At 72.8% G+C, this 25,918-nt stretch carries 25 protein-coding genes; 14 read left to right on the forward strand and 11 right to left on the reverse strand.

Annotated features, from left to right (window positions below; all coding sequences use genetic code 11):
- Positions 1-104: 104 nt before the first annotated feature.
- The 4 genes from HW837_RS05615 to HW837_RS05630 all read left to right on the forward strand — a co-directional run bounded on the left by HW837_RS05615 (position 105) and on the right by HW837_RS05630 (position 3,937).
- Positions 105-1,529, forward strand: a complete 1,425-nt coding sequence (locus HW837_RS05615; protein WP_093788567.1) for an amidase — start codon at positions 105-107, stop codon at positions 1,527-1,529.
- A 34-nt stretch (positions 1,530-1,563) separates the two neighbouring features.
- Positions 1,564-1,788 carry a hypothetical protein gene (locus HW837_RS05620; RefSeq protein ID WP_045561539.1) on the forward strand — a complete coding sequence of 75 codons (225 nt, stop codon included), beginning with the start codon at positions 1,564-1,566 and terminating at the stop codon, positions 1,786-1,788.
- Positions 1,789-1,948: 160 nt separating this feature from the next.
- The gene (locus HW837_RS05625) at positions 1,949-3,367 is read left to right on the forward strand and encodes a flotillin family protein (protein ID WP_045561540.1); all 1,419 of its coding nucleotides are present in this window, start codon (positions 1,949-1,951) and stop codon (positions 3,365-3,367) included.
- 123 nt (positions 3,368-3,490) lie between these two features.
- Complete coding sequence (locus HW837_RS05630; protein WP_193381424.1) at positions 3,491-3,937, forward strand: type II toxin-antitoxin system PemK/MazF family toxin; 447 nt, start codon at positions 3,491-3,493, stop codon at positions 3,935-3,937.
- Between the two features lie 62 nt (positions 3,938-3,999).
- On the opposite strand, the gene HW837_RS05635 is transcribed toward HW837_RS05630, so the two are convergent.
- Positions 4,000-4,836, reverse strand: coding sequence for a TIGR02452 family protein (locus tag HW837_RS05635; protein ID WP_045561542.1), 837 nt, complete (start codon positions 4,834-4,836; stop codon positions 4,000-4,002).
- A 309-nt stretch (positions 4,837-5,145) separates the two neighbouring features.
- Here HW837_RS05635 and egtA point away from each other — a divergent pair, with 309 nt between their 5' ends.
- The 5 genes from egtA (at position 5,146) to HW837_RS05660 (ending at position 10,039) form a co-directional block, all read left to right on the forward strand.
- On the forward strand, positions 5,146-6,420 hold the full coding sequence (gene egtA / locus HW837_RS05640; RefSeq protein WP_093788571.1) for an ergothioneine biosynthesis glutamate--cysteine ligase EgtA: 1,275 nt from the start codon (positions 5,146-5,148) through the stop codon (positions 6,418-6,420).
- A complete protein-coding gene (egtB, locus tag HW837_RS05645) occupies positions 6,417-7,763 on the forward strand; it encodes an ergothioneine biosynthesis protein EgtB (RefSeq protein ID WP_093788573.1) in 1,347 nt (448 codons plus the stop codon). The genes egtA and egtB overlap by 4 nt, the downstream gene beginning before the upstream one ends.
- Positions 7,763-8,572, forward strand: coding sequence for an ergothioneine biosynthesis protein EgtC (egtC, locus tag HW837_RS05650; RefSeq protein ID WP_045561545.1), 810 nt, complete (start codon positions 7,763-7,765; stop codon positions 8,570-8,572). The genes egtB and egtC overlap by 1 nt, the downstream gene beginning before the upstream one ends.
- Complete coding sequence (gene egtD, locus HW837_RS05655) at positions 8,569-9,531, forward strand: L-histidine N(alpha)-methyltransferase (RefSeq protein ID WP_045561546.1); 963 nt, start codon at positions 8,569-8,571, stop codon at positions 9,529-9,531. Before egtC ends, egtD begins: the two co-directional genes overlap by 4 nt.
- A 289-nt stretch (positions 9,532-9,820) precedes the next feature.
- Positions 9,821-10,039 (forward strand): dodecin, encoded by a 219-nt coding sequence (locus HW837_RS05660; RefSeq protein ID WP_045561547.1) that lies wholly within the window; start codon positions 9,821-9,823, stop codon positions 10,037-10,039.
- 20 nt (positions 10,040-10,059) lie between these two features.
- Here HW837_RS05660 and HW837_RS05665 read toward each other — a convergent pair whose 3' ends face one another.
- Entirely contained in the window at positions 10,060-10,548 is a 489-nt protein-coding gene (locus HW837_RS05665) for a phosphatase domain-containing protein (protein ID WP_033528421.1), read from the reverse strand.
- 135 nt (positions 10,549-10,683) lie between these two features.
- Here HW837_RS05665 and HW837_RS05670 point away from each other — a divergent pair, with 135 nt between their 5' ends.
- Positions 10,684-11,781 (forward strand): NAD(P)/FAD-dependent oxidoreductase, encoded by a 1,098-nt coding sequence (locus tag HW837_RS05670; RefSeq protein WP_045561548.1) that lies wholly within the window; start codon positions 10,684-10,686, stop codon positions 11,779-11,781.
- Between the two features lie 195 nt (positions 11,782-11,976).
- Here HW837_RS05670 and HW837_RS05675 read toward each other — a convergent pair whose 3' ends face one another.
- The gene (locus HW837_RS05675; protein ID WP_177261691.1) at positions 11,977-12,495 is read right to left on the reverse strand and encodes a MarR family winged helix-turn-helix transcriptional regulator; all 519 of its coding nucleotides are present in this window, start codon (positions 12,493-12,495) and stop codon (positions 11,977-11,979) included.
- A gap of 78 nt (positions 12,496-12,573) precedes the next feature.
- Between HW837_RS05675 and HW837_RS05680 the strand changes: the two genes are divergently transcribed.
- Positions 12,574-13,530, forward strand: a complete 957-nt coding sequence (locus HW837_RS05680) for an alpha/beta hydrolase (RefSeq protein WP_093788575.1) — start codon at positions 12,574-12,576, stop codon at positions 13,528-13,530.
- A 45-nt stretch (positions 13,531-13,575) separates the two neighbouring features.
- On the opposite strand, the gene HW837_RS05685 is transcribed toward HW837_RS05680, so the two are convergent.
- Entirely contained in the window at positions 13,576-14,514 is a 939-nt protein-coding gene (locus HW837_RS05685) for an EamA family transporter (RefSeq protein ID WP_078853808.1), read from the reverse strand.
- An 85-nt stretch (positions 14,515-14,599) separates the two neighbouring features.
- On the opposite strand from HW837_RS05685, the gene HW837_RS05690 reads away from it, so the two are divergent.
- Positions 14,600-15,484: a LysR family transcriptional regulator gene (locus HW837_RS05690; RefSeq protein ID WP_045561551.1), complete on the forward strand. Its 885-nt coding sequence runs from the start codon at positions 14,600-14,602 to the stop codon at positions 15,482-15,484.
- On the opposite strand, the gene HW837_RS05695 is transcribed toward HW837_RS05690, so the two are convergent.
- The 7 genes from HW837_RS05695 to HW837_RS05725 form a co-directional block, all read right to left on the reverse strand.
- Positions 15,469-17,118, reverse strand: coding sequence for an NHL repeat protein (locus HW837_RS05695; protein ID WP_045561663.1), 1,650 nt, complete (start codon positions 17,116-17,118; stop codon positions 15,469-15,471). The genes HW837_RS05690 and HW837_RS05695 overlap by 16 nt on opposite strands.
- A 26-nt stretch (positions 17,119-17,144) precedes the next feature.
- Positions 17,145-18,977: a flavin-containing monooxygenase gene (locus HW837_RS05700; protein ID WP_193381423.1), complete on the reverse strand. Its 1,833-nt coding sequence runs from the start codon at positions 18,975-18,977 to the stop codon at positions 17,145-17,147.
- Between the two features lie 72 nt (positions 18,978-19,049).
- The gene (locus tag HW837_RS05705; protein WP_045561553.1) at positions 19,050-19,889 is read right to left on the reverse strand and encodes an SDR family oxidoreductase; all 840 of its coding nucleotides are present in this window, start codon (positions 19,887-19,889) and stop codon (positions 19,050-19,052) included.
- Positions 19,858-21,087, reverse strand: a complete 1,230-nt coding sequence (locus HW837_RS05710; protein ID WP_193381422.1) for an NAD(P)/FAD-dependent oxidoreductase — start codon at positions 21,085-21,087, stop codon at positions 19,858-19,860. The genes HW837_RS05705 and HW837_RS05710 overlap by 32 nt, the downstream gene beginning before the upstream one ends.
- On the reverse strand, positions 21,084-21,281 hold the full coding sequence (locus HW837_RS05715) for a ferredoxin (RefSeq protein ID WP_045561554.1): 198 nt from the start codon (positions 21,279-21,281) through the stop codon (positions 21,084-21,086). Before HW837_RS05715 ends, HW837_RS05710 begins: the two co-directional genes overlap by 4 nt.
- A 37-nt stretch (positions 21,282-21,318) precedes the next feature.
- Positions 21,319-22,560, reverse strand: coding sequence for a cytochrome P450 (locus HW837_RS05720; protein ID WP_093788581.1), 1,242 nt, complete (start codon positions 22,558-22,560; stop codon positions 21,319-21,321).
- A 413-nt stretch (positions 22,561-22,973) separates the two neighbouring features.
- The gene (locus HW837_RS05725) at positions 22,974-23,705 is read right to left on the reverse strand and encodes a response regulator transcription factor (protein ID WP_045561556.1); all 732 of its coding nucleotides are present in this window, start codon (positions 23,703-23,705) and stop codon (positions 22,974-22,976) included.
- Positions 23,706-23,856: 151 nt separating this feature from the next.
- Between HW837_RS05725 and HW837_RS05730 the strand changes: the two genes are divergently transcribed.
- A complete protein-coding gene (locus HW837_RS05730) occupies positions 23,857-24,624 on the forward strand; it encodes an SDR family NAD(P)-dependent oxidoreductase (protein ID WP_193381421.1) in 768 nt (255 codons plus the stop codon).
- Between the two features lie 55 nt (positions 24,625-24,679).
- On the forward strand, positions 24,680-25,723 hold the full coding sequence (locus tag HW837_RS05735) for a zinc-dependent alcohol dehydrogenase (RefSeq protein ID WP_093788585.1): 1,044 nt from the start codon (positions 24,680-24,682) through the stop codon (positions 25,721-25,723).
- The last annotated feature ends 195 nt before the right edge of the window (positions 25,724-25,918 follow it).

Genomic DNA, 25,918 nt, shown 5'->3' on the forward strand with positions numbered 1-25,918 from the left:
ACCGCGAATCGCCGTCCCCGTCAGCCAACTCGTCCTCCCCGTACCCCTGCGGCCGCGCGGACGTTACCGTTCGGTAGAAAATCCTGCTTCCGGAGGTGTTCCGTATGGGTGTGGACCGTGCGCCGGGTCTCGTGGAGTGTGCTCGGGCGCTGGCCGCCGGGGAGGTGACGTCACGGGCGCTGGTGACGGCGGCGCTCGCGCGGATCGAGGCGACCCAGGGGACCGTGAACGCGTTCCGGCGGGTGCGGGCCGAGGCCGCGCTCGTGGAGGCGGAGGCGGCGGACAAGGAGCTGGCGGAGGGCGGGCGGCGGCCGTTGCTCGGGGTCCCCGTGGCCGTGAAGGACGACATGGACGTGGCGGGTGAACCGACCGCGTTCGGCTGCCGGGGCGAGTTCCCCTCGCTGCCCGAGGACGGCGAGGCCGTTCGACGGCTGCGCGCGGCCGGGGCGATCGTCGTCGGGAAGACCAACACCTGCGAACTGGGGCAGTGGCCGTTCACCGAGGGACCGGCCTTCGGCGCCACCCGGAACCCCTGGCACCCGGACCACACCCCGGGCGGTTCCTCCGGTGGCTCGGCGGCGGCCGTGGCCGCCGGGCTCGTACCGGCCGCGCTGGGCTCGGACGGCGCCGGCTCGGTCCGCATCCCGGCCTCCTGGACCCATCTCGTCGGCATCAAGCCCCAGCGCGGCCGCATCTCGACCTGGCCGCACGCGGAGTCGTTCCAGGGCATCACCGTCAACGGCACCCTCGCCCGTACGGTCGCCGACGCCGCCCTCCTGCTCGACGCGGCGAGCGGCAACCACGAGGGTGATCTGCACCGGCCGCCCGCCGTCGACGCTTCCGCGGCCGTCGGGAGGGACCCGGGGCGGCTGCGCGTCGCCCTCTCCCTGAAGCCGCCGTTCACCGCGCTGCCCGCACGGCTCGACGCCCGCGTGGAGAAGCGGGTGCGGGCGCTGGCGGAGCGGCTCGCCGCGCTCGGGCACGTGGTGGAGGAGGCGGAGCCCCGGTACGGGCAGATCGGGCTGACGTTCATCCCGCGCGCCACCGCCGGCATCGCCGAACGGGTCGGCGCCCTCACCGAGCAGGGCCTCCTCGACCGGCGCACCCTCGACGCCGCCCGCCTCGGCCGGCTGCTCGGCGGGGCTCCGCTGCGGCTGGCCCGCCGCGCGGAGGTCACGCTGCACCGGCGGATCGGCGCGCTCTTCTCGTCGTACGACGTGCTGCTGGCGCCGACGACCGCCGCTCCCCCGCCCCGCGTCGGGTCCATGCTGAACCTCGGCGGACTCGGCACCGACCGCGCGATGATCGCGGCCTGCCCGTACGCCTGGCCGTGGAACGTGCTGGGCTGGCCCGGGGTGAACGTCCCGGCGGGGTTCGTGGACGGCGGGCTGCCGGTGGGCGCGCAGTTGCTCGGCCCCGCGAACAGCGAGCCTCTTCTGCTGTCGCTGGCCGCGCAGTTGGAGGCGGACCAGCGCTGGCACGAGCGGTGGCCGCCGGAGCACGCGCCCGCGAACTCGCCCGCCGTGTGAGCGGGTTCGGCGCGCGGGGTAGGACCCGTACGCTGTGACCATGGACGAAGCGTCGATGGTCGGGCTGATGGGACGGGTGACCGGTGCGGTCGGTCCCGGGCTCGTCGGGGAGGTGATCGTCCGGGTGCGGGGCGGCGCCGAGCACTTTCTCGCCTACCCCGCCTCCGCGAGGGACCGGATCGAGCCGGGGACCCTGGTGATGGTGATGGAGTATCTGCCCCCGCGCACCGTGTACGTGTCTGCGGCGTACGACAGTTGACGGTCCGTGAGGTGCCAGGGCCGCGCTCTGTCGGCTTTCGGGAACCGGTTGGCATCAGGACTGCAACAACGGGCTCCCGGCACCTGTACCACCGCTGTGCCACGCGGGACACTCCCGACGTTCGGTGCCGAAAGGGCACCTGGCCTAGGGGGGTGTGCCGATGTTCATCGGCATCATCGCGGGGGCGACCGCAGCGGTCGCTGTGGTTCTGATCGCTCTGTTCAAGCTGATGTGGCGTGTCGCCGAACCGAACGAGGCTCTGATCATCTCGGGCTCCAAGCACAAGATGGAGGGCCTGACGGAAGGCATGAACTTCCGTATCGTCACCGGGCGCGGCACGCTCGTCCTGCCCGGGATGCAGGCCGTGCGCAAGCTGTCGCTCGATCTGAACCAGACCGAGCTGGCCGTGGAGTGCGTGACGTTCCAGGGCATTCCGTTGAAGATCCGGGGCGTGGTGATCTTCAAGGTGGGCGACGACTTCGTGTCCATCGCCAACGCCGCCCGCCGCTTCCTCGGCCAGCAGAAGCGGGTCTCGGAGCGGGTGCACAACGTGTTCGCCGGTCATCTCCGGTCCATCGTGGGCGGGTTGACGGTCGAGGACATGATCCGCGACCGCGAGAAGCTGACCGGTCAGACGCGGGCCGCGTGCGGTACGGAGATGGAGAAACTGGGTCTGATCGTCGACTCGTTGCAGATCCACGAGATCGAGGACCCGACCGGCTACATCAAGAACCTGGCCATGCCGCACGCGGCGGCCGTCCAGCGGGACGCCCGTATCGCCCAGGCCGAGGCCAACCGGCTCGCCACCGAGGCCGAGCAGCAGGCGGCGGCGCGCATGGCGGAGGCCACCCGGGACAGCGAGATCCTTCAGGCCGGCTACCAGGCCGAGCGGGACAACGCCTCGGCGAAGGCCAAGCAGGCGGGCCCCCTCGCGGAGGCCGCCGCCCTCCAGGAGGTCGTCGTCCAGGAGACGCGGGTCGCGGAGCTGGCGGCGGCCCGGCGCGAGCAGCAGCTCCAGGCCGACGTCCGCAAGCCGGCCGACGCCAAGGCCTACGAGAAACGAACACTCGCCGAGGCCGAGCGCGACGCCCGTATCTCCGCCGCGCAGGCCAAGGCCAAGGAGACCGAGCTGGCGGCCGCCGCCGAGGCGACCGCGACGCAGGTCACCGGTGAGGCCGAGGCCGCCGCCCGCCAGGCCAAGGGGCTCGCGGCCGCCGAGGCCACGCGGGCGAAGGGGCTCGCCGAGGCCGAGGGCATCAAGGCGCGCAGCGCCGCGCTGGCGGAGAACCAGGAGGCGGTGATCGCGCAGCAACTGGCCGAGCGGTGGCCGGAGATCGTGCAGGCGGGGGCGTCCGCGTTCGGGAACGTCGACAACATGGTGCTGCTCAACGGGGCCGACGGGATGGCGGACATGTTCGCCAAGGCGCTCACGATGGGCGGGACCGGGCTGGGGCTGGCGCGGCAGTTGTTGTCGTCCATGAACCAGAACGGGGTGCCCGGCGGCGGCTCGGCGGGGGTCAATGGGGTGCCCGTCGAGAAGGTCGCCGTGGAGAAGGTACAGGTCGAGAAAGAGTCGTAGCGCCGTAGCTTCGACTGTTGGTGGTCGACTGCGGGTGGTTCGTGGTTGATCGCGCCCACGCGGCGGAGCCGCACATCGACGCTAACCCGCGCCCCTGACGGGGCGCGGGTTAGCGTGTGGCCTGTGACTTCCTTTGCCGAGCAGGATGTGCCGGGGCGCTACGGGCCCACCGCGACCACCGAGGCCGAGCCGCGTGAGGTGGGGCGGGTGCGGACCGAGTACTCGCCCGCGTACGACGGGGACCCGGATCCCGGGGAGATCGTCTGGACGTGGGTGCCGTACGAGGAGAACGACGGGCGGGGGAAGGATCGGCCCGTGCTCGTCGTGGCCCGGGAGGCTCGAGGGACCTTCCTCGCCGTGCAGTTGTCCAGCAAGCGGCACGACGGCGACCGGGAGTGGGTGCCGATCGGCAGCGGGCCGTGGGACCGGTCGGGGCGGGACTCGTGGGTGGATGTGGATCGAGTCCTGCGGCTGCACGAGGCAGGGATGCGGCGGGAGGCCTGCGCGTTGGACCGGATGCGGTTCAACTCCGTGGTGCACCGGCTGCGGGAACGGTACGGGTGGCGTTAGGACCCTAGGGCCGTGCGTCGGCTGCGGGTCGGTGCGGGCTGGTCGCGCGGTTCCCCGCGCCCCTAGAGCGGCGCGTTTGCTGCGAACTCTCGTTCGAAGGCGCTCCGGACCGCCGCGCCCTTCGTGCGGTCCAGGACCCCGAACACCACGTGCGCGAAGTGGCCCGCGAACCGGCCGCCGTCCGTGAGCAGGGTACGGAAGGCCGTCGCCACCTGCGCCGGGTCGTTGCCGAAGACGCCGCAGCCCCAGGCGCCGAGGACCAGCCGCCGGTAGCCGTGGGCCGCGGCCGTCTCCAGGACGCGTTCCGCGCGTACGGCGAGGGCGCGCGGGAGTTCCGGCGCGCGCTCCGGTGCCGTGCGGCGGACGACCGACGCGTTCGGGGCGGCCGAGGTCAGGAAGCCGGCCGTGTACGGGCTGTCCAGGAGGGTGCCACGGTCGTCCCGGAAGACGGGGACGGCCGGTGAGTGGATGACACGGTCCGTGTAGAACGGATCGCGGTGGGTGCGGTGGTGGTCGTAGAAGGCGCGGGCCTCGCGGACGCAGGTGTAGAGGGCGGAGGCCCGGCAGAGGGCTTCCTCCTGGGCCTGGGCGCCGTTGAGGTAGCCGCCGCCCGGGTTGCGGGCGGAGGAGAAGTTGAGGACGGCCACGGGGGTGGGGTCGGCGGCGGTCAGACGGCGGGCGGCTTCCAGGCTGCTCTCGCCGGTGACCTCGACGGTGGACGGGACCGGGTCGCCGGCCGGTGGGAACGGCACGGATGCCGGCCCGTACAGGCGGGTGCCGGCCCGTGCGGCCTCGATTGCGGCCGCGAGGGAGACCTCGTGGCCTGCCGGGGCCCGATAGCCGCCCGCCGCCACGATCTGCTCGGTCTCGTGTGCGATTCCCCGCAGGCGGGCGCTCATCGCGTCCCCGCCCCGTCTCGCGCGAGCGCTGCCCGCGTGTACTCCCCCGTCGTGCTCATGGACGCATCCTGGGCGATCCTGGTGAGTGACCGCAACGGAGTTTCCTCGCGTGAATGACCCGCCACGGGTACGGGAAGAGGTGCCAGGAGTTCCGGAACCGAAGATCCCCGATCCGCATTGCCACGATGTGCCCCCTTGTGCGGAAGCGGCGCGAGGGTTTTGGGTGGGACGAGCGCGCCGCCGGTCCGGCCCCACCGGGCGGGGACCGACGGCTTGGTTGACGAGATGGCATCTCAGGAGGATCCCGACATGTCAGATTCGACGAGTGGCTGTACGGAGCACCGCTCCCGGGTCACCGAGGCGGAGGTGGAGGCCCTGGTACGGGGCATCTGCTTCAAGACCGGTCCGCCCCGCACCCTCGGTGTCGAGCTGGAATGGCACGTCCACGAGCTGCGTGACTCGCGGCTCCCGGCAACACCCGCACGACTCGAAGCGGCCTACGCCGCACTGCGGACCCTGACCCTGAACTCGGCTCTGACCGTCGAACCCGGCGGCCAGCTGGAGCTCAGCTCGGCACCGGCCGGCTCCCTGATGGAGTGCGTCGGGTCCGTCTCGGCCGACCTCACCGCCGTACGCGCGACGCTGCGCGAGGCGGGTCTCGGCATCAGCGGCCACGGCCACGAACCCTGGAACCCCCCGACCCGCTACCTCCACGAGCCCCGCTACGACGCGATGGAGATCTATCTCGACCGCTTCGGGCCCGAGGGGCGCGCCATGATGTGCTCCTCCGCCTCGGTGCAGGTGTGTCTCGACGCCGGATACGAGGAGCCCGGCCCCCTCGGGCACCGGCGGCGCTGGTGGCTGTCGCACCAGCTCGGCGCCGTGCTGGTGGCGGCGTTCGCGCACTCCCCGCTGGCGCGCGGCGAGGTCACCGGCTGGCGTTCGACCCGGCAGGCGCTGTGGGCCGCCATGGACCCCGGCCGGACGGACGCGCCCTCGCTCGACGGCGACCCGCGCGCGGCGTGGGCCCGGCTGGTGCTGGACGCGCCCGTGATGTGCGTACGGGCCGACGAGGGCCCCTGGGGTGTGCCCGGAGCGATGACGTTCCGGGAGTGGACGCGGTCCGACACCCCGCCGAGCCGTGCCGACCTCGACTACCACATGACGACGCTGTTCCCGCCGGTGCGCCCGCGCGGCCATCTGGAGTTCCGCATGATCGACGCGCAGCCGGGCGAGGACGGGTGGATCGTGCCGCTCGCCGTGACGGCGGCGCTGTTCGAGGACCCCCAGGCCGCCGAGACCGCGTACCGGACCGTCAAGCCCCTCGCGGAGCGGGCCGGTTCGCGACCGGCACCGCGCAATCCGCTGTGGGAGGCGGCGACCCGGGACGGGCTGACCGATCCCGAACTGCGGGAGGCGGCGGTCGTCTGCTTCGCCGCGGCGGCCGAGGCACTGCCCCGGCTCGGGGCGAGCCCCGAGGTGCTGGACGCGGTCGTGGCGTACACCGACCGCTATGTGGCCCGGGGCCGCTGCCCCGCCGACGATCTGCTCGACCTGTTCCACGGGAAGGACATCCCCGCATGACCGCACCCGAGACGCCGGCCCCGACGGCCGACGCCGACCCCGACATACTCCGGGAGCGCGCGCTGGCGGCGCTGACCACGGCCCGGGCCCGCACCGCGCTCCTGACCACCGCCGTCGACGAACCCGATCTCACCGCGCAGCACTCGCCGCTGATGTCGCCCCTGGTGTGGGACCTCGCCCACATCGGCAACCAGGAGGAGCTGTGGCTGCTGCGGAACGTCGCCGGGCGGGAGGCGATGCGGCCCGAGATCGACGGGCTGTACGACGCCTTCGAGCATCCGCGCGCCGAGCGGCCCTCGCTGCCGCTGCTGCCGCCCGAGGAGGCCCGCCGGTATCTGGCGGAGGTGCGCGGCCGGGCACTGGACGTGCTGGAGAGCACCGACTTCCACGGCACCCGGCTCACCGACGCGGGCTTCGCCTTCGGCATGATCGCCCAGCACGAGCAGCAGCACGACGAGACGATGTTGATCACCCATCAGCTCCGCAAGGGGCCCGCCGTGCTGTCGGCGCCGGACCCCGAGCCGGTCCCGCTGTACACGGGGCCGTCCGAAGTCCTCGTGCCCGGCGGGGAGTTCGTGATGGGCACCTCGACCGAGCCCTGGGCGCTGGACAACGAGCGGCCGGCGCACCGGCGGATCGTCCCGGCGTTCCACATCGACACCACTCCGGTGACGAACGGCGCGTACCAGGCGTTCATCGAGGACGGCGGCTACGACGACGAGCGCTGGTGGACGACCGAGGGCTGGGACCACATCCGTGCGCACGGCATCCACGCGCCGCTGTTCTGGCGGCGCGACGGCCGCCAGTGGCTGCGACGGCGCTTCGGGGTCACCGAGGTGGTACCGGCCGACGAACCGGTGCTGCACGTGTGCTGGTACGAGGCCGACGCGTACGCCCGCTGGGCGGGCCGGCGGCTGCCCACGGAGGCCGAGTGGGAGAAGGCCGCCCGGCACGACCCGGTCACCGGCCGCTCCGCCCGCTACCCGTGGGGCGACGCCGATCCGGAGCCCGAGCACGCCAACCTGGGGCAGCGGCATCTGCGCCCGGCACCGGCCGGCAGCTATCCGGCGGGTGAATCACCGCTGGGCGTACGGCAGTTGATCGGCGACGTGTGGGAGTGGACGTCCAGCGACTTCCTGCCCTACCCGGGGTTCAAGGCGTTCCCTTACAAGGAGTACTCGGAGGTGTTCTTCGGCCCCGAGCACAAGGTGCTGCGCGGTGGCGCGTTCGCCGTGGACCCGGTGGCGTGCCGGGGGACGTTCCGCAACTGGGACTATCCGATCCGGCGGCAGATCTTCAGCGGCTTCCGCACCGCCCGGGATGCCTCCCCGGAGGTCCGCTGATGTGTCGTCATCTCGCTTATCTCGGGCCGGAGTCGGCGCTGGGCCGGGTCCTGGTGGATCCGCCGCACAGCCTGTTCCGGCAGTCGTGGGCGCCCCGGCGGCAGCGGCACGGGACGGTCAACGCCGACGGTTTCGGAGTCGGTTGGTACGCCGAGGGCGACCCGGTGCCGGGGCGCTACCGCAGGTCCGGGCCCATCTGGGGGGACCTGTCCTTCACCGACCTGGCCCGGGTGGTCCGCTCCGGGGCACTGCTGGCCGCCGTACGGGACGCCACGGTGCCGGGGGCGGACAACGAGGCCGCCGCGGCGCCGTACGCCGCCGGGCCCTGGCTGTTCAGCCACAACGGGGCGGTCACCGGCTGGCCCCGGTCGCTCGCGCACCTCGCGGACGGTCTGCCCGCCGCTGAGCTGCTGTCGATGGAGGCCCGCAACGACTCCGCGCTGGTGTGGGCGCTGGTCCTGAACCGGCTGCGCGCGGGCGACGCGGAGGGCCAGGCGCTCGCCGACACCGTCCTCGACGTGGCGCGGGCGGCGCCCGGCTCACGGCTCAATCTGCTGCTGACCAACGGGGAGGCGATCGCCGCGACGGCCTGGGGCGACACGCTGTGGTACCTCGCCGAACCCGGCCGCAGCACGGTCGTGGCCTCCGAGCCGTACGACGACGATCCGCACTGGGTGGAGGTCCCGGACCGCACGCTGCTGGCGGCGAGCCGTACGGACGTCCTGCTCACCCCGCTCAAGGAGTTGGAGGAGCCCATCCGCCCGCACGACGAGTCCGCCTCCGCACCGTCGAAGGAGCCTTCCGCGTGAGCCCGTTCCTTCTCACCCGCACCCTGCCCGAGGACGCCACCGACGCTGCCCTGCGCGCCGATGTCCTGGAGGGCCTGACCCGCACCCCGAAGACGCTGCCGCCGAAGTGGTTCTACGACGCGCGCGGCAGTGAACTCTTCGAGAAGATCACCGAGTTGCCCGAGTACTACCCGACCCGTGCCGAGCGGGAGATCCTCGTCGGCCGGGCCGGCGAGATCGCCGCGGCGAGCGGTGCGCGCACCCTGGTCGAGCTGGGGTCCGGCTCCTCCGACAAGACCCGGCACCTGCTGGACGCGATGCCGGGCCTGCACACCTATGTGCCGGTGGACGTGAGCGAGAGCGCGCTGCGGCAGGCGGGCGAGGCGCTGGTCGCCGAGCGGCCGGGGCTGAACGTGCACGCGCTGATCGCCGACTTCACCGCCGGGCTGGAACTGCCCGAGACGCCGGGGCCGCGGCTGGTGGCGTTCCTGGGCGGCACGATCGGCAATCTGGTGCCGGCGGAGCGCGCCGCGTTCCTGACCGCCGTACGGGCCCTGCTGGCGCCGGGGGACGCGCTGCTGCTGGGCACGGACCTGGTCAAGGACGAGGGCGTGCTGGTCGCGGCGTACGACGACGCGGCCGGGGTGACGGCCGAGTTCAACAAGAACGTGCTCGCCGTGGTCGACCGGGAGCTGGGGGCGGACTTCGATACCGACGCGTTCGACCATGTCGCCCTCTGGAACGCGGAGTGCGAGTGGATCGAGATGCGGCTGCGGTCCCGTACGGCGCAGACCGTGAAGATCCCGGCGCTCGACCTCGCGGTCGATTTCGAGGCCGGGGAGGAACTTCGGACCGAGGTGTCCGCGAAGTTCAGGAGGGAGGGGGTGCGGGCCGAACTGGGTTCTGTGGGGCTGGAGTTGACTCACTGGTGGACGGACGAGCAGGGGCGGTTCGCGCTGTCGTTGAGCGGGGTGGGGTAGGGGGCCGTGTCGTGGGGTGCGTCGTCGGGTGCGGGTGAGTGGGGCTTCTCGCGCAGTTCCCCGCGCCCCTAAGGGCCTACGGCCCTTTCGGGCCGAAAAAGCACGGGGCGCAGCCCCTGCTTTTTCAGGGGCGCGGGGAACTACGCGACCAGCCCCCACCGGACCCGCACCCGGCGACGAAACAGGCACCCCCCACCCCGCCCCCTCGCGAACCGGCGGAGCCTGAGGCACCGTGGAGTGATGTGTGGCCCATCGGCCACCGGTGGAGCACGCGACAAGGAGAACCCGCATGACCGACCACGTGTACCGGGTCACCGAGATCGTCGGCAGTTCGGCCGAGAGCGTCGACCACGCCATCCGCAACGGCGTCACCCGCGCCGCCCAGACCCTGCGCAACCTCGACTGGTTCGAGGTGACGCAGGTCCGGGGGCACATCGAGGACGGCCAGATCGCGCACTATCAGGTCGGCCTCAAGGTCGGTTTCCGGCTGGACGACGAGACCGGCTGACCGCGCGGTCCCGGCGGCGCTCAGGTCCGCCCCTCCCGCTCCTGTGCCACCTTCAGCGCGGCGGAGGCGGCGGCCCAGCGCGCCCGCACGACCGTGAAGCCCGCCCGTTCCGCGTCCTCGCAGACGAGTTCGTCGTCGTCCACGAGGACGCGGATCTCGCGGGTCCGGGCCAGGTCGCGGAGGATCTCCAGCTTGGTGCGGCGGGCGGGCCTGCGGTCGTTGTTCCGGCGCATCCAGATCCGCCCCTCCGGCAGGCCCTGCGCGGCGAGCCAGTCGACGGTGTCGCGGCGGCAGCGCTCGGGGCGCCCGGTCAGATACACGACCTCGCACTCCTCGGCGCTCTCCCGCGCGAGCGCCACGCCCTCGGCCAGCGGCGGGTCCTGCGGCGCGGCGGCGAAGAACGCGTCCCAGTCGCGCGGGCTGCGCTCCAGGAACCGCTGCCGGTGCGCGGTGTCGGCGAGGGTGTTGTCCAGGTCGAAAACGGCGAGGGGCCGGTCGTTGTCGGTCACGGCACCAGCCTAGGCAGCCGCTGACTCGTGTCGTCCCTTGTCGCTTCACACAACAACCACGAACCCCGCCGGTAGCTTGAGGTTTCAAACGTTAGGGTCGTCATCTCTCCCCCCACCCAGCACAGGAGAATCGGCGTGCCTGACGGCGAAGTGATCGTGATCGGCGGCGGATACGGCGGCATCCGCCTCGCCAAGCAGCTGGACGAGACAGCACGGGTCACCCTCGTGGACCGCAAGGAGGTCTTCTTCCACCGCATCGCCGCGCTGCGCGCGGGCGTGCGCGAGCCATGGACGACCACCCCCTTCATCCCCTACGACCGACTGCTGCGCCACGGCCGTGTGGTCGTCGGCAAGGCGGTCGACATCGACACCCGCGAACGGCAGGTGCACCTCGCCACGGGCGAACGACTGCCGTACGACGTGGTGGTGATCGCGACCGGCGCGGACTATCCCGAGCCGGCGCGCTTCCTCGGCACCACCTCCGAGGAGGCGGGCAAGACCTTCGCCGCGCACCAGGAGAGCGTGGCCGCGGCCGAGCACGTCCTGATCGTCGGCGGCGGACCCGGCGGCGTGGAACTCGCCGCCGAGATCCGGCTGGCCCGCCCGGACGCGCGGGTCACCCTCGCGCACGCGGGCTCGGAACTGCTCAGCTCCACCGGCAGCAAGTGGGCCGGGCGGCGGGCCCTGGCCTGGCTGGAGTCGCACGACGTGGACGTGCGACTCGACTCGTTCGTCTCCCAGGGACCCGACTTCGGCACCTACCGGGACGGCCGGGGCGGCATCATCGAGGCGGACCTGTCCTTCTGGGCCAACGGCACCACGCCGAACACGCTCTGGCTGCGGCTGGCCGGGCACGGGGCGTGGCTGAACGAGGGCGGACAGGTCAAGGTCGACCGGATGCTGCGGGTCGACGGGCGGCTCGACGTGTTCGCGGTCGGCGACGTCAACGACGTGAGCGAGCTGAAGGTCTCCCCCGTCGCGTTCGCCCAGGCGGACATCGCCGCCCACAACATCCGCACGTACCTGGCCAATTCGGGCCGGCACCGCAAGGAACCGCGCGTGTACCGGCCGATCCGGCGGACCCCGCTGATCATCCCTCTCGGCTCGGCCGACGGGATCACGCTGGTGCCGATGCCGGGTGGGGAGACGGCCGTGCTGGGGAGTCGTACGTCGACACTGGCGAAGGCGAAGACCCTGATGACGCCGTATGTACGGAGGCAGTTGGGCTACTGAGGGGGCGGAGCGTTGTCGGGTGCGGGTGGATGGGGGCTTCTCGCGCAGTTCCCCGCGCCCCTGAAAGGCCTCCGGCCTTCGGGCCGAAAAGCACGGGGCGCAGCCCCGTGCTTTTCAGGGGCGCGGGGAACTGCGCGACCAGCCCCCACCGGACCCCCACCGGACCCGCACCCGACAACGCACCCGAGCCGGCCCTCAATCCCCCCGCACGCCCCCCGCCGCCTCCTGCTCCCCCACTTCGTTCGCATGCGTGAGGAAGTCGTCGACCATCCGGTGGAACAGCCCCGCGAGCTGCCGCAGCTCCTCCGGGGACCACTCGGCGAGCGCCATCTGCATCCCGCGCACCCCGGCCTCGCGGATCCGCCCGATCGCCTCCTTGCCGGCCGGCGTCAGCTCGATGCGCTGGGCGCGGCGGTCGTCCGGGTCGGGTACGCGGGTGACGTAGCCCGTCCGCTGGAGCTGCTGGACCTGGCGGGTGACATGGGAGGCCTCGACGCCGAGCCGGTTGGCCAACTCCCCCGGCCGCAGCGGCTCGGAGTCGGCGATCTGCCGCAGCAGGGCCACGGCGGCACGGTCCAGCGGCACTCCGGCCAGGCTCATCAGGCGTTCGTGGGCGCGGGCCCGGGTGCTGAGGTAGGTGATGCGGGTGAGGGCTCGCTCGATCTCGATCACTTCCGCCGAGGCGGGGTCGGAGGGTAGCGGTGATGGGGACATGGGGACTACTTTACCATCTTGTTGCCTGACTCAAGTAAGTTCATCGCCCGGGTAGCCCCCGCGACCGAACGGAGCCCCATGTCCCTTCTCGCCCGCCCGGCGGTGGCCGCTCTCGCGGCCAAGGCGATGCAGCGTATCTCGTCGACGGCGAGCCGCCGGGCCGGCGGGCGGGGTTCCGCCGCCGGCCTGCGGGCCCGCCTGCCCGAATACGCTTGCGCCACCCGTGAGTTGAGCATCCCCACCACCTACGGGCCGGCCCGCGCGGTGCTGTACCTGCCCACCGCCGAGGGCACCCCTCCCCCGCCGGTCCACGTCAACTTCCACGGCGGCGGCTATGTCCTGCCCCAGATCGAGCTGGACGACGCGCTGTGCCGGTGCATAGCCGTGGAGGCGGGTGCGGCCGTGCTCAACGTGGACTATGTGGTCGCCCCGCAGCACCCGTTCCCGGCGCCGCCCCGGCAGGCGTACGAGATCGTGCGCTGGGTCGCCGGCCACGGGGCCGGGCACGGGTGGGACGGCGGCCGGCTCTCGGTGGGCGGCCAGAGCGCGGGCGGCGGGCTCGCGGCGGCGGTGGCCCGCCAGGCGCTGGAGGAGGGTGGCCCCCCGATCGCGCTCCAGGTCCTGCACTACCCGCCGCTCGACCTCGCCACCTCCGCCCGCGACAAGCGGGCCTCGATCGCGGAGCCGATGCTGCGCCCGTGGATGGCGGACGTCTTCGACAGCGCGTACATCCCCGACCCGAAGCGGCGCGCGGACCGGCTGGCCTCACCGGCGCACCCCTCGGACACGGCCGATCTCCGGGGCATCGCGCCGGCCTTCGTCGTCACCGCCGAGTTCGACCTGCTCAAGTCCGAGGGCGTCGCCTACGCCGACCGGCTGCGCACCGCCGGGTCCCTGGTCGGCCACCACGACGTGCGCGGCGCCGACCACGGTTACGACACCGGCGACGACGCCCGGGCCCGCGAGGTGTACCCGCTGATCGCCGCGCGCGTGCGGCAGGCCCTGCACGGCGGGGCGGCCGAGGGGACGCCGTAGGCGCCGGGCCGGGGGCCGAGGACGGCACCGGAGCCGTCCGTGCGCTCAGCGGCTCGGCACGAGCATGCTGAGCGCGTTCGCCGCGACGACCGCGCCGATCGCGGCCCACTCGATCCCGCCCAGCTCCTGCCCGAGCATGATCCAGCCCGCGAGCGCGGCCAGGACGGGGTTGACGCTCATGAAGAGCCCGAAGACCTGGGCGGGCACCCGGCGCAGGGTGAACACGTCCGCGAGGTACGGCACGGCCGAGGCGAGGACCCCGGCGGCGATCGCGTAGCCGACGGCCCCGGCCGTCGGCGGATTCCGTACGACCACGACGGCACCGACCGGCAGGAAGGCCAGGGCGGAGAGCCCCGCGGCGGCCGCGGAGCCCTGCGCGCCCGGGATACGACGGCCCACCGTGCGGTTGAGGAGGATGTACGACGCCCAGCAGACGGCGGCCAGGAGCCCGAGGCCCATGCCGAGGTGGTCGGCGGAGGGCCGGGGCCGCATCAGGGTGACCACGCCGAGGCCGGCGATCAGCGCGCAGCACGCGTCCACCCGGCGGCGCGAGCCGGCCAGGGCTACGGCGAGCGGGCCGAGGAACTCCAGGGTCACCGCGAGGCCCAGGCCGATGCGGTCGATGGCCGTGTACAGCGACAGGTTCATCGTCCCGAACACCAGCGCCAGCAGCACCACCGGCCACCACTGGCGGGCGGTGAACGACCTCAGCCGGGGCCGGGCGACGGCCACGAGGACGACCGCGGCGACGTACTGCCGGATCGCGACGACCCCGGCGGGCCCCAGCACCGGGAAGGCCAGCGACCCGAGCGCGGCCCCGACCTGGTTGGAGACACCGCACCCGACCATGGTGAGGACACCGGCCAGCCGCGAGCCACCCGGCCCGGAAGCAGGGCCGGGAGCCGGGGCCGGGGCGGCGGACGCGGGGAGCGGACCGGAGGGGGCGGGCGCGGAGCCGGCGGCGGAGAGGGCGGCGGTGTCCATGGGCCGATCGTGCGCCCGCACCCGTCTTGCGCAAAATGCATCCGCGTCGCGATCCATACGCCTCAGTCATCCATACGCTGGAGTCATGGACGCGCATGGCGACACGGAACCGGCCGGGAAGGTGGAGCTGCGGCAGCTGCGCTGTCTCGTGGCGATCGTCGACGAGGGCACCTTCACCGACGCGGCCCTCGCGCTCGACGTCTCCCAGGCGGCGGTCTCCCGCACCCTGGCCTCGCTCGAACGGGCCCTGGGGGTACGGCTGTTGCGGCGGACCTCGCGCGAGGTGACGCCCACGCCGACCGGCCTGCGGGTGGTCGCGCACGCCCGGCGGGTGCTGGGCGAGGTCGACGACCTGGTGCGGGAGGCGACCTCGGGGCAGGCGCGGCTGCGGATCGGGTACGCCTGGTCGGCGCTGGGCCGGCACACGCTGACGTTCCAGCGCCGCTGGGGCGCCGCACACCCGGCGACGGATCTGCAGTTCGTCCGGGCCAACTCCCCCACCGCCGGGCTGGCGGAGGGCTCGTGCGACCTCGCGGTGGTCCGGCGGGCCGTCGACGACCGCCGGTTCGACTCGGCGATCGTGGGGCTGGAGCGGCGGCTGTGCGCGATGGCGAGCGACGATCCGCTGGCCCGCCGCCGCTCGGTACGGCTGGCCGATCTGAGCGGATACACCCTGCTGGTCGACCGCCGCACCGGCACGACCACCACCGACCTGTGGCCGCCCGGTTCCCGTCCCGCGACCGAGCGGACGCACGACGTCGACGAATGGCTGACCACGATCGCGACGGGCCGGGCCGTCGGGGTGACCGCGGAGTCCACCGCCAACCAGTACCGGCGGCCCGGCGTCGTCTACCGGCCGGTACGCGACGCCGAGCCCATCGCCGTCCGGCTGGCCTGGTGGCGGGACGACCCGCATCCCGCCACCCCGGCCGCCATCGAACTGCTCACCGCGCTCTACCGCACCGGCTGAGCCGCCGTCCCCTCCCCCGTCCTCGGCGTCAGCCGCAGCACGGTGCCCTCACCGTTGGCGGACAGCAGGAGGGTGCCGTCCGGGGCGGCCGCGAGACCCGCGAAACGCCGGGCCATCCCGGGCATGACGTCCGCGAACAGCGCCGGTTCGGTGCGCGGGACGACACCCGGCGGCGGGCCCACCGGCAGGTCCTCCGCGTCGGTCCGCCGCTCCCCGGTGGTGAGACGGACCGCGCTCAGCGTGCGGGACCCCGTCTCCACCACGAAGAGGTCGTCGCCGAGGACCGCCAGCCCCTGGGGTGCGGCCAGCCCGTCCGCGACCACGGCCGTGGTGCCGTCCGCCTCGATCCGGAGCACGGTTCCGAGGCGCTCCTCGCTGACGTAGAGGCGGCCCTCCGCGTCGTGGGCCACGTCCGTGGGCCGGTCGAGGCCCTCGGCGAGCGCGGTCACGGTGGCCGCGCCGGAGTCGGTGCCGCCCTCCGCGAGGGCCACCACACGGCCGGCGCCGGTCTCGGCGACCACGAGGGAACCGTCCGGTGCGACCACGATGCCGATGGGCCGGTCCAGCCCGCGCGCCCGCTCCCTGAGCGCCCCGCTCTTCGGGTCGTAGGTCTGCACCGTGCCGAACTGCGAGGTGTAGTGCAGCAGTTCACCGTCGGCGGTGACGCCGTGGGCGAAGGGCAGCAGCAGCGGCGTCGTCACCTCCTCGGGCGTCGGGCTCGCCAGCCGGTAGTGGTCGGCCGCGTAGACCGTGCCGCCGAGGTCGACGGTCACACCGTAGGGGCCGTCGAGACCGCGCCGCACGATCTCGCGGGTGCGGCCGTCGGGGTGCAGCTCCGTGACGCCGCCGCTCGCGTAGCTGGAGACGAACATGCGGTTCTCGTCGTCGAACGCCGCGTTGTCCAGGCCCTTCAGCCCGCTGGTGACGAGCGTGCGGCTACCTCCGCCGTGCAGGTCGACACGGGTGACGATGCCCTCGACGCCCCGGGAGAGGACGTGCAGGACTCCGCCCCGGTCGAAGCGGACCGCGACCGGCTCGTGCACGTCCTCGGCGACCACCTCGGGCGTCCCGCCGTCCGGTGGGATCCGCCAGACCTGACCGGTGATCATGTGCGGGTAGTAGAGGTGTCCGTCCGGGCCGAGCTGCATCGCGTTGCCGAGGGCGAGCCCCTCCGTGAGGACGACCGGGTCGTCGCCGCCCGGGAACAGCTCCATCAGCCGGCCGTTGGGCCTCATCTCGTTGACGAAGAGCCGGTCGCCGACACAGGTGATGCCGTTGGGGTTGGTGACGTCGTCGGAGACGAGGTGGTACTCCCCCGCCGGGCTCCGCCGCCACACCCGTCCCGGCACCAGGTCGGCTATGTACATCGAACCGTCGGCGCCGAAGGCGAGGTCGTCCGGCGACTGCACGGGACCGTCCATCGGGACGACGACCTCCACGTCCCCGGTCGCGGTGTCGACGGCGCTGATCTGTCCCGCGAGGAACTGCGCCACGTACAGCCGCCCGTCGGGGCCGAACGCGACCCCGTTGGAACCCCACAGCGGGTTGGGCGGGTTGAGCCGCCGCGTCTCCCAACGGGCGCTGGTGGTACGGAGATCGCCGGATGCGTCGTACCGACTGGGGCGCGTGTTCATGTCGTCCACCACCGTCTCCTCGGACCTCACTCGGCGCCCACGAGGACGTCGTCGATGCCGCCGTCCGCACGCCATCGCCTCAGCAGTTCGTGGAAGGCGACCGGTCCGTCGCCGTACGACTCGCTGCGCTCCCTCGGCCGGCCCTCGTTGTTGTAGTAGCCGGGGGTGCACTCCGCCTGGAACCGGTACAGGTCGGCGGCCTTCTCACGGACGGTGGCGACCCAGGCGTCCTGGGCCTCGGCACTCGGCTCGACGTACCGGGCGCGGCGCCTGCGGGCCTCGGCGACGACCTCGCCCACGTGGATCGACTGCTGGTCGAGGATGTGGACGTAGTTGACGGCGCTGGCGTTCTGCAGGGGGCCGAGCTGGAAGAGGTTGGGGAAGCCGTGGCTGTAGAAGCCGTGGAGGGTCTTCGGGCCGGCCGTCATCCAGGTCTCCAGCAGACCGACGCCGTCCCGGCCGTACGCCGGGAGGCGGCCGGAGAGCAGCCCCGAGACGCCGACCTCGAAGCCGGTGGCGAAGATGACGCAGTCCACCTCGTACTCGACCCCGCCGACCACCACGGCCTTCTCGGTGATCCGTTCGACGCCGTGGGTGTCGGCCGTGTCGACGAGGGTGACGTTGGGCCGGTTGAAGGTCTGGAGGTAGTGGTCGCTGAAGGTGGGCCGCTTGCACATGTAGCGGTACCAGGGCTTCAGCTTCTCGGCGGTCTCCGGGTCCTCGACGAGGGTCGCCACGCGGTCGCGCAGCTCGTTCATCTTCTGGAAGTCGGCGATCTCGTAGGCCCGTTCACGCTCGTCCGCCGGGACGTCCGCGTACGCGTCGGTCGGGATCAGTTTCTCCTGGAGCCGGGCGCTGCTGGTCCAGGCGTCGTCCACCAGGTCCTCCCCGGCCCGGATCCCGGTGACGGTGCGCAGGAAGTTGTCCATGCGCTCGGCCTGCCAGCCGGGGGCGAGGGTCTCGGCCCACGCCGGGTCGGTGGGCCCGTTGCCGCGCACGTCGACCGTCGAGGGGGTGCGCTGGAAGACGTACACATGGGCCGCGTCGGCTCCCAGATGGGGGACGACCTGGATGGCGGTGGCGCCGGTGCCGATCACGGCCACGCGCTTGTCGGCGAGGCCGGTCAGGCCGCCGCTCGCGTCGCCGCCGGTGTAGTCGTAGTCCCAGCGGCTGGTGTGGAAGGTGTGGCCCTTGAAGGTCTCGATGCCGGGGATGCCCGGGAGTTTGGGCTGGCTGAGCGTGCCGCTGGAGACGACCACGTACCGGGCGCGCATGCGGTCGCCCCGGTCGGTGCTGACGATCCACTCCAACTCGGTGTCGTCCCACCGCAGTTCGGTGGCGACCGTGCAAAAGGCGGCGTCCCGGTAGAGGTCGAAGTGACGGCCGATCGCCCGGCTGTGCTGCCGGATCTCCTCGCCGGGCGCGTACTTCCACTTCGGGACGTAGCCCAGCTCTTCGAGCAGCGGCAGATAGATGTACGACTCGATGTCGCAGTGGATGCCGGGGTAGCGGTTCCAGTACCAGGTGCCGCCGAAGTCGCTCCCCTTCTCGATCACCCGGATCGACTCGACGCCCGCCTGGCGCAGCCGGGCCCCGGCGAGCAGCCCGCCGAAGCCGCCGCCCACGACGATCGCCTCGACACGGTCGGTGAGCGGTTCCCGGGCGGACTCCCCGTCGGCGTACGGGTCGTCGTCGTAGTGCTCGAACTCGCCGGCGATCCGCTGGTACTGCCGGCCGCCGTCCGGGCGGATCCGGCGTTCACGCTCGGCGCGGTACCGGGCGCGGAGGGCGTCCGGGTCGAAGCCCAGCTCCTCGGGGTCGAGGGACGGCGGGCCGGACGGAGTGTGGGGGGTGGGCATCGGTGTCCTCTCTTCGGTCCTTGGACCTCTGTGGTCGTGGAGTCGTGCGGTGAAGCCCCGGCACCCGGGGCGTCAGGCCGGTCGGTGGTGCCGCAGCCAGGCGGCCTGGCCGCCGTCGACGAGCAGGTCCGTGCCGGTGATGTAACGCGCTTCGGGGCCGAGGAGGAATGCCACGGCATCGGCGATCTCCGCCGGAGTGCCGGTGCGGCCCGCGCCGCTCGCCTCCAGCATGGTCAGCATGCGCGCGCCGCTCGGGCCGTCGGCCTCGGCCTTCGCCATGGCGGTGGCGACGATCCCGGGGCTGACGCTGTTGATCCGGGCGCCGCGCCGGCTCCAGGCGAGCGCGGCGGCCTCGACGCGCAGCTGGTTGGCCCGTTTGGACACGATGTACGCCCGGGGCGCGCTGTCCCCTACGGCCTTCACGGCACCGATGTCGAGGAGTTCCGCGACCGGGGCCGTGGCGAGGGCGGCCTCGTCCTCGCGGCCGAGGGCGGCGACATGGCCGGCCATGCTGGAGACGCACACCATGGCCGTGCCAGGCCCCGCCACGCCCTCGAACGCGTCGATGACGTGGACGGTGCCCAGCAGATCGACCTTCAGGATCGTCTCGGCGGAGCCCTGCGCGGCGGAGACTCCGGCGGTGTGCACGACGGCGGCCACCCGGCCCGCGCCGGCGGCCTGCGCCGCGAGCGCGTCCACGGACCCGCGGTCGGACACATCGGTCACGACGCCTCGCGCCATGTATCCCTCGTCGCTCAACGCAGCCACCACACGGTCGAGTTGACCGCGCGAGGAGTCGGCGAGCAAGACCGTGCGTCCGCTGCCGATCCGGCGGGCGATCGCCACACCCATGCCGCCGGCGCCGGTGACGACGACCACGTCACGCGACGGGCCGGACCGCTGTTGTGTCATGGTCGACCTCCTTCGATGCCGCCGGGCCCTCCGGCGGGAACGTCTCGCGCCATCCGGCGCCGGCGGCGATGGCCTGGCGCCACCGCCGGATCGCCTTGGGCGGCATGCCGACCGCGAGCGCGCCGGTGACCCGGTCGTCGGTGCGGTAGACGGCGAGGAATCGGCGCTCGGCCAGGTCGCCGTCGACGACCGACACCTCGTCGTGGCCGCGCAGCCAGCCGTAGGCCTGCACCTTCATGTCGTACTGGTCGGACCAGAAGTACGGCACCGGGGCGAAGGCCCGGCGGGCCTCCCGATCGGCGGCGAGCAGGTTGCGGGCGGCCGCCATGCCCTGCTCGGCGGCGTTCGTACGGTGCTCGACGCGCATCGGGACACCGAACAGCGGGTTGTACCAGCGAGCCACGTCACCGGCCGCGTACACGTTCTTCGCGGCCTCGCAGTACTCGTCGCACAGCACGCCGTCGCCGAGGCCCAGGCCGCTGTCCGCCAGCCATTCGGTGTTGGGTCGCGAGCCGACGGCGACCAGCACCTCGTCGGCCTCGACCACCTCGCCGTCCGCGAGCCGCACCCCGTGCCCGCCCACCTCCGTGACGGTGACGCCGGTGCGCAGGTCCACCCCGTGGTCGAGATGGGCCCGGGACAGCACCGCGCCGACCCGCTCGCCGACCGCGTGCGCCAGCGGCACCGGAGCCGGTTCCAGCAGGGTGACCTCGGCGCCGAGCCGCCAGGCGACGGCGGCGGCCTCCGCGCCGAGGAACCCGGCGCCGACCACCACCAGCCGTGTCCCCGGCGTCAGCCGGTCCCGCAGCGTCAGCGCGTCGTCCAGGGTGCGCAGCACGTGCGCCCCCTCGCCGGGCAGCCGACGCGGGCGTACGCCGGTGGCGAGGACGAGTCCGTCGTACTGCACGGTGTCGCCGTCGGCGAGCCGTACCCGGCGCTCCCGCAGGTCGAGGCCGGTCGCGGCGGTCCCGAGCCGCAGGTCCAGGTCGAGGCCGGCCAGGTGGTCCGGGGCGCGCAGGGCGAGCCGGTCGGTGTCCCACTCCGCCGAGAGGAGCTGCTTGGACAGCGGGGGCCGGTCGTACGGGGCGTGGGGTTCGTCGCCGACGAGGGTGAGCGTGCCGTCGTAGCCCTCGCGGCGCAGTGTCTCGACCGCCGCCAGTCCGGCGGCCGAGGCACCCACGACCAGGATCCGCCTCACCGGTCCACCAGTCGGATCGCGGCGGCGGGGCAGATCGCGACGGCCTCCTGCACCCCGTCCATGAGGTCGTCGGCGGGGTGCTCCTCCAGCAGGATCGCGACGCCGTCCTCGTCACGCTGGTCGAACACCTCGGGGGAGGCCATCACACACTGGCCGGAGGCCACGCACTTGGGTTCGTCGAGTTCCACACGCATGGGGTGCTCCTTGGTTCGCGTACTCGTGGGGGGGGTGTCACCAGGTGACCGGCAGGCACTTCACGCCGTAGGTGGTGCCGGTGTGGTTGAAGGCCAACTGGTCGAGGGGGGCGGCCGGGCGGAGGGTGGGGACGCGGCGGTAGAGCGTGCCGTAGACGACCTGGAGTTCGAGGCGGGCGAGGTTCTGCCCGAGGCACTGGTGGGGGCCGTAGCCGAACGCGTTGTGCTGGCGTGCGGGGCGGCTCAGGTCCAGGCGCTCGGCCTCCGGGAAGGCGCTGGGGTCCCAGTTGGCCGTCTGGAGGTCGAAGAGGAGGCCGTCGCCCTTGCGGATGATCTGGCCGCCGATCTCGATGTCGTCCTTGGCGACCCGGCGCAGGCCCGAGTGCACGATGGAGAGGTAGCGAAGCAGCTCGTCGACGGCGCCCGCGACGACCTTCGGGTCCTCGGTGTCGCGCAGCACGGCGAGCTGGTCGGGGTGCTCGAACAGGGCGAGCGTGCCGAGGCTGATCATCGTGGCGGTGGTCTCGTGCCCGGCGATCAGCATGGCGACGCCCATGCTGACGGCCTCCTCGTGGGCCATCTCGCCGCTCTTGACCCGGCCGGCCATCTCCGACAGCACGTCGTCGCCCGGCTCGACGAGCTTCTCCCGGAACAGGGCGTCCAGGTATCCGCCCAGGTTGCGGGCGGCGGCGGACGCCTCCTCGGCCGTCAGGGCGCTGTCGAGGGCCCGGTTGCTGTTCTCCTGGAAGAACTCGTGGTCCTTGTACGGCACGCCGAGCAGGTCGGCGATGACGAGCGAGGGCACCGGCAGGGCCAGCGCGGTGAGCAGGTCGGCCGGGTCGGGGCCGGCCAGCATGGCGTCGATCAGGTCGTCGACGATCTTCTGCACCGCCGGGCGCATGGCCTCGATCCGCTTGACCAGGAACGGTGCGTTGACCGAGCGGCGCAGCCGGGTGTGCTCGGGGGCGTCGGTGTTGGTGATCAGTTTCGGGGTGTGCGGGGCGATGGCGGCGCGGTGGGCGTTGACGTGGGGGAAGTCGGGCTCGTGGTCGTCGTTGCTGACGCGCGGGTCGGTGAGCAGGGTGCGCTGGTCGGCGTGGCGGGTGATCAGCCAGGGGGTGGTGCCGTTCCAGATCCGCACCTTGGTGATGGGCCGGTCGCCGCGGAGTTCGCCGGCGGCCGGGGGCGGGGCGAGCGGGCAGCCCGACGCCCTCGGCATGGGGTAGTCGGGGATCGGGCCGCCGGTCTCGGAGACGGCGTCGGTGAGGGTGTCGGCCATGGTCTCTCCTCGGTCGTGGGGGCTCCTGTGGGGGGGGAGCGCCGGGGGATGCGTCGAGGCCTCGATGAGCACATGCAAACAGAGCGGTCTGACGGCTCCCGGTCAGTTGCCTGACAGAAAGCTGACGTGACCTGGATCACATCGGGGGTGGGAGTGGCGGCGGGAGGCGCGCCGACGGGGTGGGTCGGGGTGGGTTTTTGGCCAACCAATGGGCCTTCTTCGGTGGCCAGTTGGTGCCCGCGAGCGCATCCTGGGCCCGTCCGGGGCGGGGCCCCTTCGGGCACGCGACAGGGCGGCACCGGAGGGGTCCGGTGCCGCCGTGTCGCGGGTACGGCGGGTGTCAGCCGCCACCGCGCGGCCGGGGTGATTTGCTTCCCTGCGTGTGCGGCGGGGCCGTGTGCGGGGTGGCGCGTTCAGCGGTCCCCGGTGGAGGCGCCGAGCCAGTAGCCGAAGCCGCGGCGGGTGTGGATGAGCGGCGGGGCCTCGCGGTCGACCTTGCGGCGGAGCCGGGAGACCAGTTGTTCGATGGCGTTGTCGCCGTGGAAGTCGCCCCAGACGTAGCGGCCGATCTGCTCCTTCGACAGCACCTTGTGCGCGTTGACGAGGAGGTAGCGCAGGAGGCGGTACTCCGCCGGGGTGAGGTGCAACGCCCGGCCCGCGCGCCGGGCCTGGCAGGCGGGGTCGTCCAGGACCAGGTCGCGGTAGGACGGTTCGCTGTCCCGGCGGACGGGTTTTCGGCCACGGAGCAGGACCTGGGCGCGGGCCAGGACCTCGGCGATGCGGAAGGGTTTGGTGACGTAGTCCTGTTCGCCGAGGCCGACCTCGGGGAGGAGTCTGCCGAGGGAGTCGTACCGGGTCAGGAACAGGACGGGTGGGCGGTGGGCCAGGGGGCGGCGCTCCCGGCCGAGGCCCTCCAGGTCCGGCAGCGCGAGGTCCAGTACGACCAGGTCGAAGCGTTGCTCGGTGAGCCGGGCCACGGCTGCCGCGCCCGACTCGGCCGTGTGGATCCGGTATCCCGCCAACTCCAGCGTGGTGGAGAGGAGTTCGGAGACGTCCTGGTCGTCGGCGACGACGAGGACGTGCTGGCCCGCGCCCCTGGGGAGCGACGGTTTCTCACTGGCACCGCCGTGCGTGGTTAAGGCCATTCGCGTCCGTCTCTTTCCTCACGGGGCGGGTCGGGCGTCGGTCGTCATGGACGACACCCTACCCCTCTCGTTGCTTGACTCAAGTAAGTCTCTTGTGCTTGCCTCACTCAAGCAAGCAGAAGCCGACAGTAGCCACGGAAAAGGACCTCATATGAGCAGCAACGGCCTCGACGGCCGCGGTGTCGTCGTCACGGGATCCGGGTCCGGCATCGGCCGGGCCGCGGCCCTGAAGTTCGCCGCGGCGGGAGCGAAGGTGCTGGTGGCCGACATCTCCGGGAAGGCCGCCGAGGAGACAGCGGAGGCGATCACGGCGGCCGGCGGCACCGCCGTCGCGGTCGTGGGCGACCTCAGTGACCAGGCGGTCGTGGACGAGGTCGTCACGCGCGCCGTGGAGACCTTCGGCGGGCTGGACGTCCTGGTGAACAACGCCGGGATCATGGACCGGATGTCCGCCCTCGCCGATGTCGACGACAGTGAGTGGGAGCGGGTCATCCGGGTCAACCTGACCGCGCCGTTCCTGCTCACCCGGGCGGTCCTGCCGCACATGCTGAAGGCGGAGCGCGGCTCGATCGTCTTCACCGCCTCCGAGGCGGGACTGCGCGGCAGCGCGGCCGGCGCCGCCTACACCGCGTCGAAGCACGGCGTGGTCGGCCTCGTGAAGAGCCTGTCGGTGATGTACCGCAAGCAGGGCATCCGGGCCAACGCGATAGCCCCCGGCCCCACGATGACCAACATCCAGGTCGACGCCGACCAGCAGGCGCACGGTCCGGCCGTCATCGGCGGGCTGATCGGCGCCACCATCGGCCGGCTCGGCACGGCCGAGGAGCAGGCCGACGCGATCGTCTTCCTCGCCTCCGACGCGGCCGCCTTCGTCAACGGCGTGGTGCTGCCGGTCGACGACGCCTGGGCCGCCGTCTGACGTCGGCGCACCCGCCTCCGTTCTCGTAGCAAGCTCGTAGAAAGTGAGTCCTGACATGGCGACGATGAAGTCCGTACGGACCGCCGGTGTCGGCAAGGTCGAGGTCGTCGACGTCGAGCGCCCCGTGCCCGGCCCCGCGGACGTGCTCGTACGCGTCCGCGCCTGCGGCATCTGCGGCACCGACACCACCTTCCTCCACATGGGAGGCGTACCGTCCCGAGCCCACCTGGGCGGCGAGCTGATCCCGGTGGCGCTCGGCCACGAACCGGCCGGAGAGATCGTCGAGGTCGGCGCCGAGGTCACCGGCCTCGCGGTCGGCGACCGGGTGGTGATCAACCCGCAGGACGCGCCGACCGGCATCATCGGCTGCGGCGGCGCGTACGGCGGGATGAGCGAGTACCTGCTGATCGAGAACGCCGAGGTCGGCAAGGGGGTGGCGGTGTTCCCGGACCACGTGCCCTTCGACGTGGCCGCCCTCAACGAGCCCATGGCCGTGGCCCGGCACTGCGTCAACCGTTCGGAGGCCGGGCCCGACGACAAGGTCGTGGTCTTCGGGGCCGGACCCATCGGCCTCGGCGCGGCGATCTGGCTGAAGCTGCGCGGGGTGAGGCACGTGGTGGTGGTCGACGTCATCCCCTCCCGGCTGGAGAAGGCACTGGCCGTGGGCGCGGACGCCGTCGTCGACTCGGGCAAGGAGGATGTCGCCGCGCGACTCACCGAGTTGCACGGCCAGGCCGCCAACGCGCTGGGGCAGCCCCGGCCCGGCACCGACATCTTCATCGACGCGGCCGGCGTGCCCGCCGTGTTCAACACCGTGGTGGGCTCGGCCAAGTGGGGCGCGAAGCTGGTCATGGTCGCCGTGCAGAAGAAGGGGTCGGAGATCGACCTCGGCGGCATGCTCCGCAGCGAGCTGACCCTGATCGCCTCCCAGGGCTACCCCACCGAGATCTTCGAGGTCACCCCCGAGATCGTCGAGCACCACGAGCGTTTCGCCCGGCTCATCAGTCACCGGGTGCCCGCCGACGACGTCGAGCGGGCCTTCGAGCTGGCGCTGACGCCGGGTGCCGCGGAGAAGGTGGTCGTGACGTTCGACGCGTAGGAGGGCGCGACGGTCCCAAGTGACGGGGGCCCGCCGCCGGTTGTCGCCGGCCGGTGGGCCCCCGTCGCCGCTTCCGCGCCGACGGGCGGTCAACCCGGCCCGGATTGGGGCCACATGGGCGGTTCGCACCTGGAGGATGCTACGAATCTGAGGATTCTCTGAGCATTCGGTGTACCCCTTACGTAACCGAGGACG

It is taken from the genome of Streptomyces caniscabiei, from assembly GCF_014930365.1.
Taxonomy (GTDB): domain Bacteria; phylum Actinomycetota; class Actinomycetes; order Streptomycetales; family Streptomycetaceae; genus Streptomyces; species Streptomyces caniscabiei.

Excerpts from the sequence above, each read along its gene's own strand:
- HW837_RS05615 (WP_093788567.1), top strand. The coding sequence starts at position 105 with ATGGGTGTGGACCGTGCGCCGGGTCTCGTGGAGTGTGCTCGGGCGCTG.
- HW837_RS05625 (WP_045561540.1), top strand. The coding sequence starts at position 1,949 with ATGTTCATCGGCATCATCGCGGGGGCGACCGCAGCGGTCGCTGTGGTT.
- HW837_RS05635 (WP_045561542.1), bottom strand. The coding sequence starts at position 4,836 with ATGAGCGCCCGCCTGCGGGGAATCGCACACGAGACCGAGCAGATCGTG.
- egtA (WP_093788571.1), top strand. The coding sequence starts at position 5,146 with ATGTCAGATTCGACGAGTGGCTGTACGGAGCACCGCTCCCGGGTCACC.
- egtB (WP_093788573.1), top strand. The coding sequence starts at position 6,417 with ATGACCGCACCCGAGACGCCGGCCCCGACGGCCGACGCCGACCCCGAC.
- egtC (WP_045561545.1), top strand. The coding sequence starts at position 7,763 with ATGTGTCGTCATCTCGCTTATCTCGGGCCGGAGTCGGCGCTGGGCCGG.
- HW837_RS05660 (WP_045561547.1), top strand. The coding sequence starts at position 9,821 with ATGACCGACCACGTGTACCGGGTCACCGAGATCGTCGGCAGTTCGGCC.
- HW837_RS05675 (WP_177261691.1), bottom strand. The coding sequence starts at position 12,495 with ATGTCCCCATCACCGCTACCCTCCGACCCCGCCTCGGCGGAAGTGATC.
- HW837_RS05680 (WP_093788575.1), top strand. The coding sequence starts at position 12,574 with ATGTCCCTTCTCGCCCGCCCGGCGGTGGCCGCTCTCGCGGCCAAGGCG.
- HW837_RS05685 (WP_078853808.1), bottom strand. The coding sequence starts at position 14,514 with ATGGACACCGCCGCCCTCTCCGCCGCCGGCTCCGCGCCCGCCCCCTCC.
- HW837_RS05690 (WP_045561551.1), top strand. The coding sequence starts at position 14,600 with ATGGACGCGCATGGCGACACGGAACCGGCCGGGAAGGTGGAGCTGCGG.
- HW837_RS05695 (WP_045561663.1), bottom strand. The coding sequence starts at position 17,118 with ATGAACACGCGCCCCAGTCGGTACGACGCATCCGGCGATCTCCGTACC.
- HW837_RS05700 (WP_193381423.1), bottom strand. The coding sequence starts at position 18,977 with ATGCCCACCCCCCACACTCCGTCCGGCCCGCCGTCCCTCGACCCCGAG.
- HW837_RS05705 (WP_045561553.1), bottom strand. The coding sequence starts at position 19,889 with ATGACACAACAGCGGTCCGGCCCGTCGCGTGACGTGGTCGTCGTCACC.
- HW837_RS05715 (WP_045561554.1), bottom strand. The coding sequence starts at position 21,281 with ATGCGTGTGGAACTCGACGAACCCAAGTGCGTGGCCTCCGGCCAGTGT.
- HW837_RS05720 (WP_093788581.1), bottom strand. The coding sequence starts at position 22,560 with ATGGCCGACACCCTCACCGACGCCGTCTCCGAGACCGGCGGCCCGATC.
- HW837_RS05725 (WP_045561556.1), bottom strand. The coding sequence starts at position 23,705 with ATGGCCTTAACCACGCACGGCGGTGCCAGTGAGAAACCGTCGCTCCCC.
- HW837_RS05730 (WP_193381421.1), top strand. The coding sequence starts at position 23,857 with ATGAGCAGCAACGGCCTCGACGGCCGCGGTGTCGTCGTCACGGGATCC.
- HW837_RS05735 (WP_093788585.1), top strand. The coding sequence starts at position 24,680 with ATGGCGACGATGAAGTCCGTACGGACCGCCGGTGTCGGCAAGGTCGAG.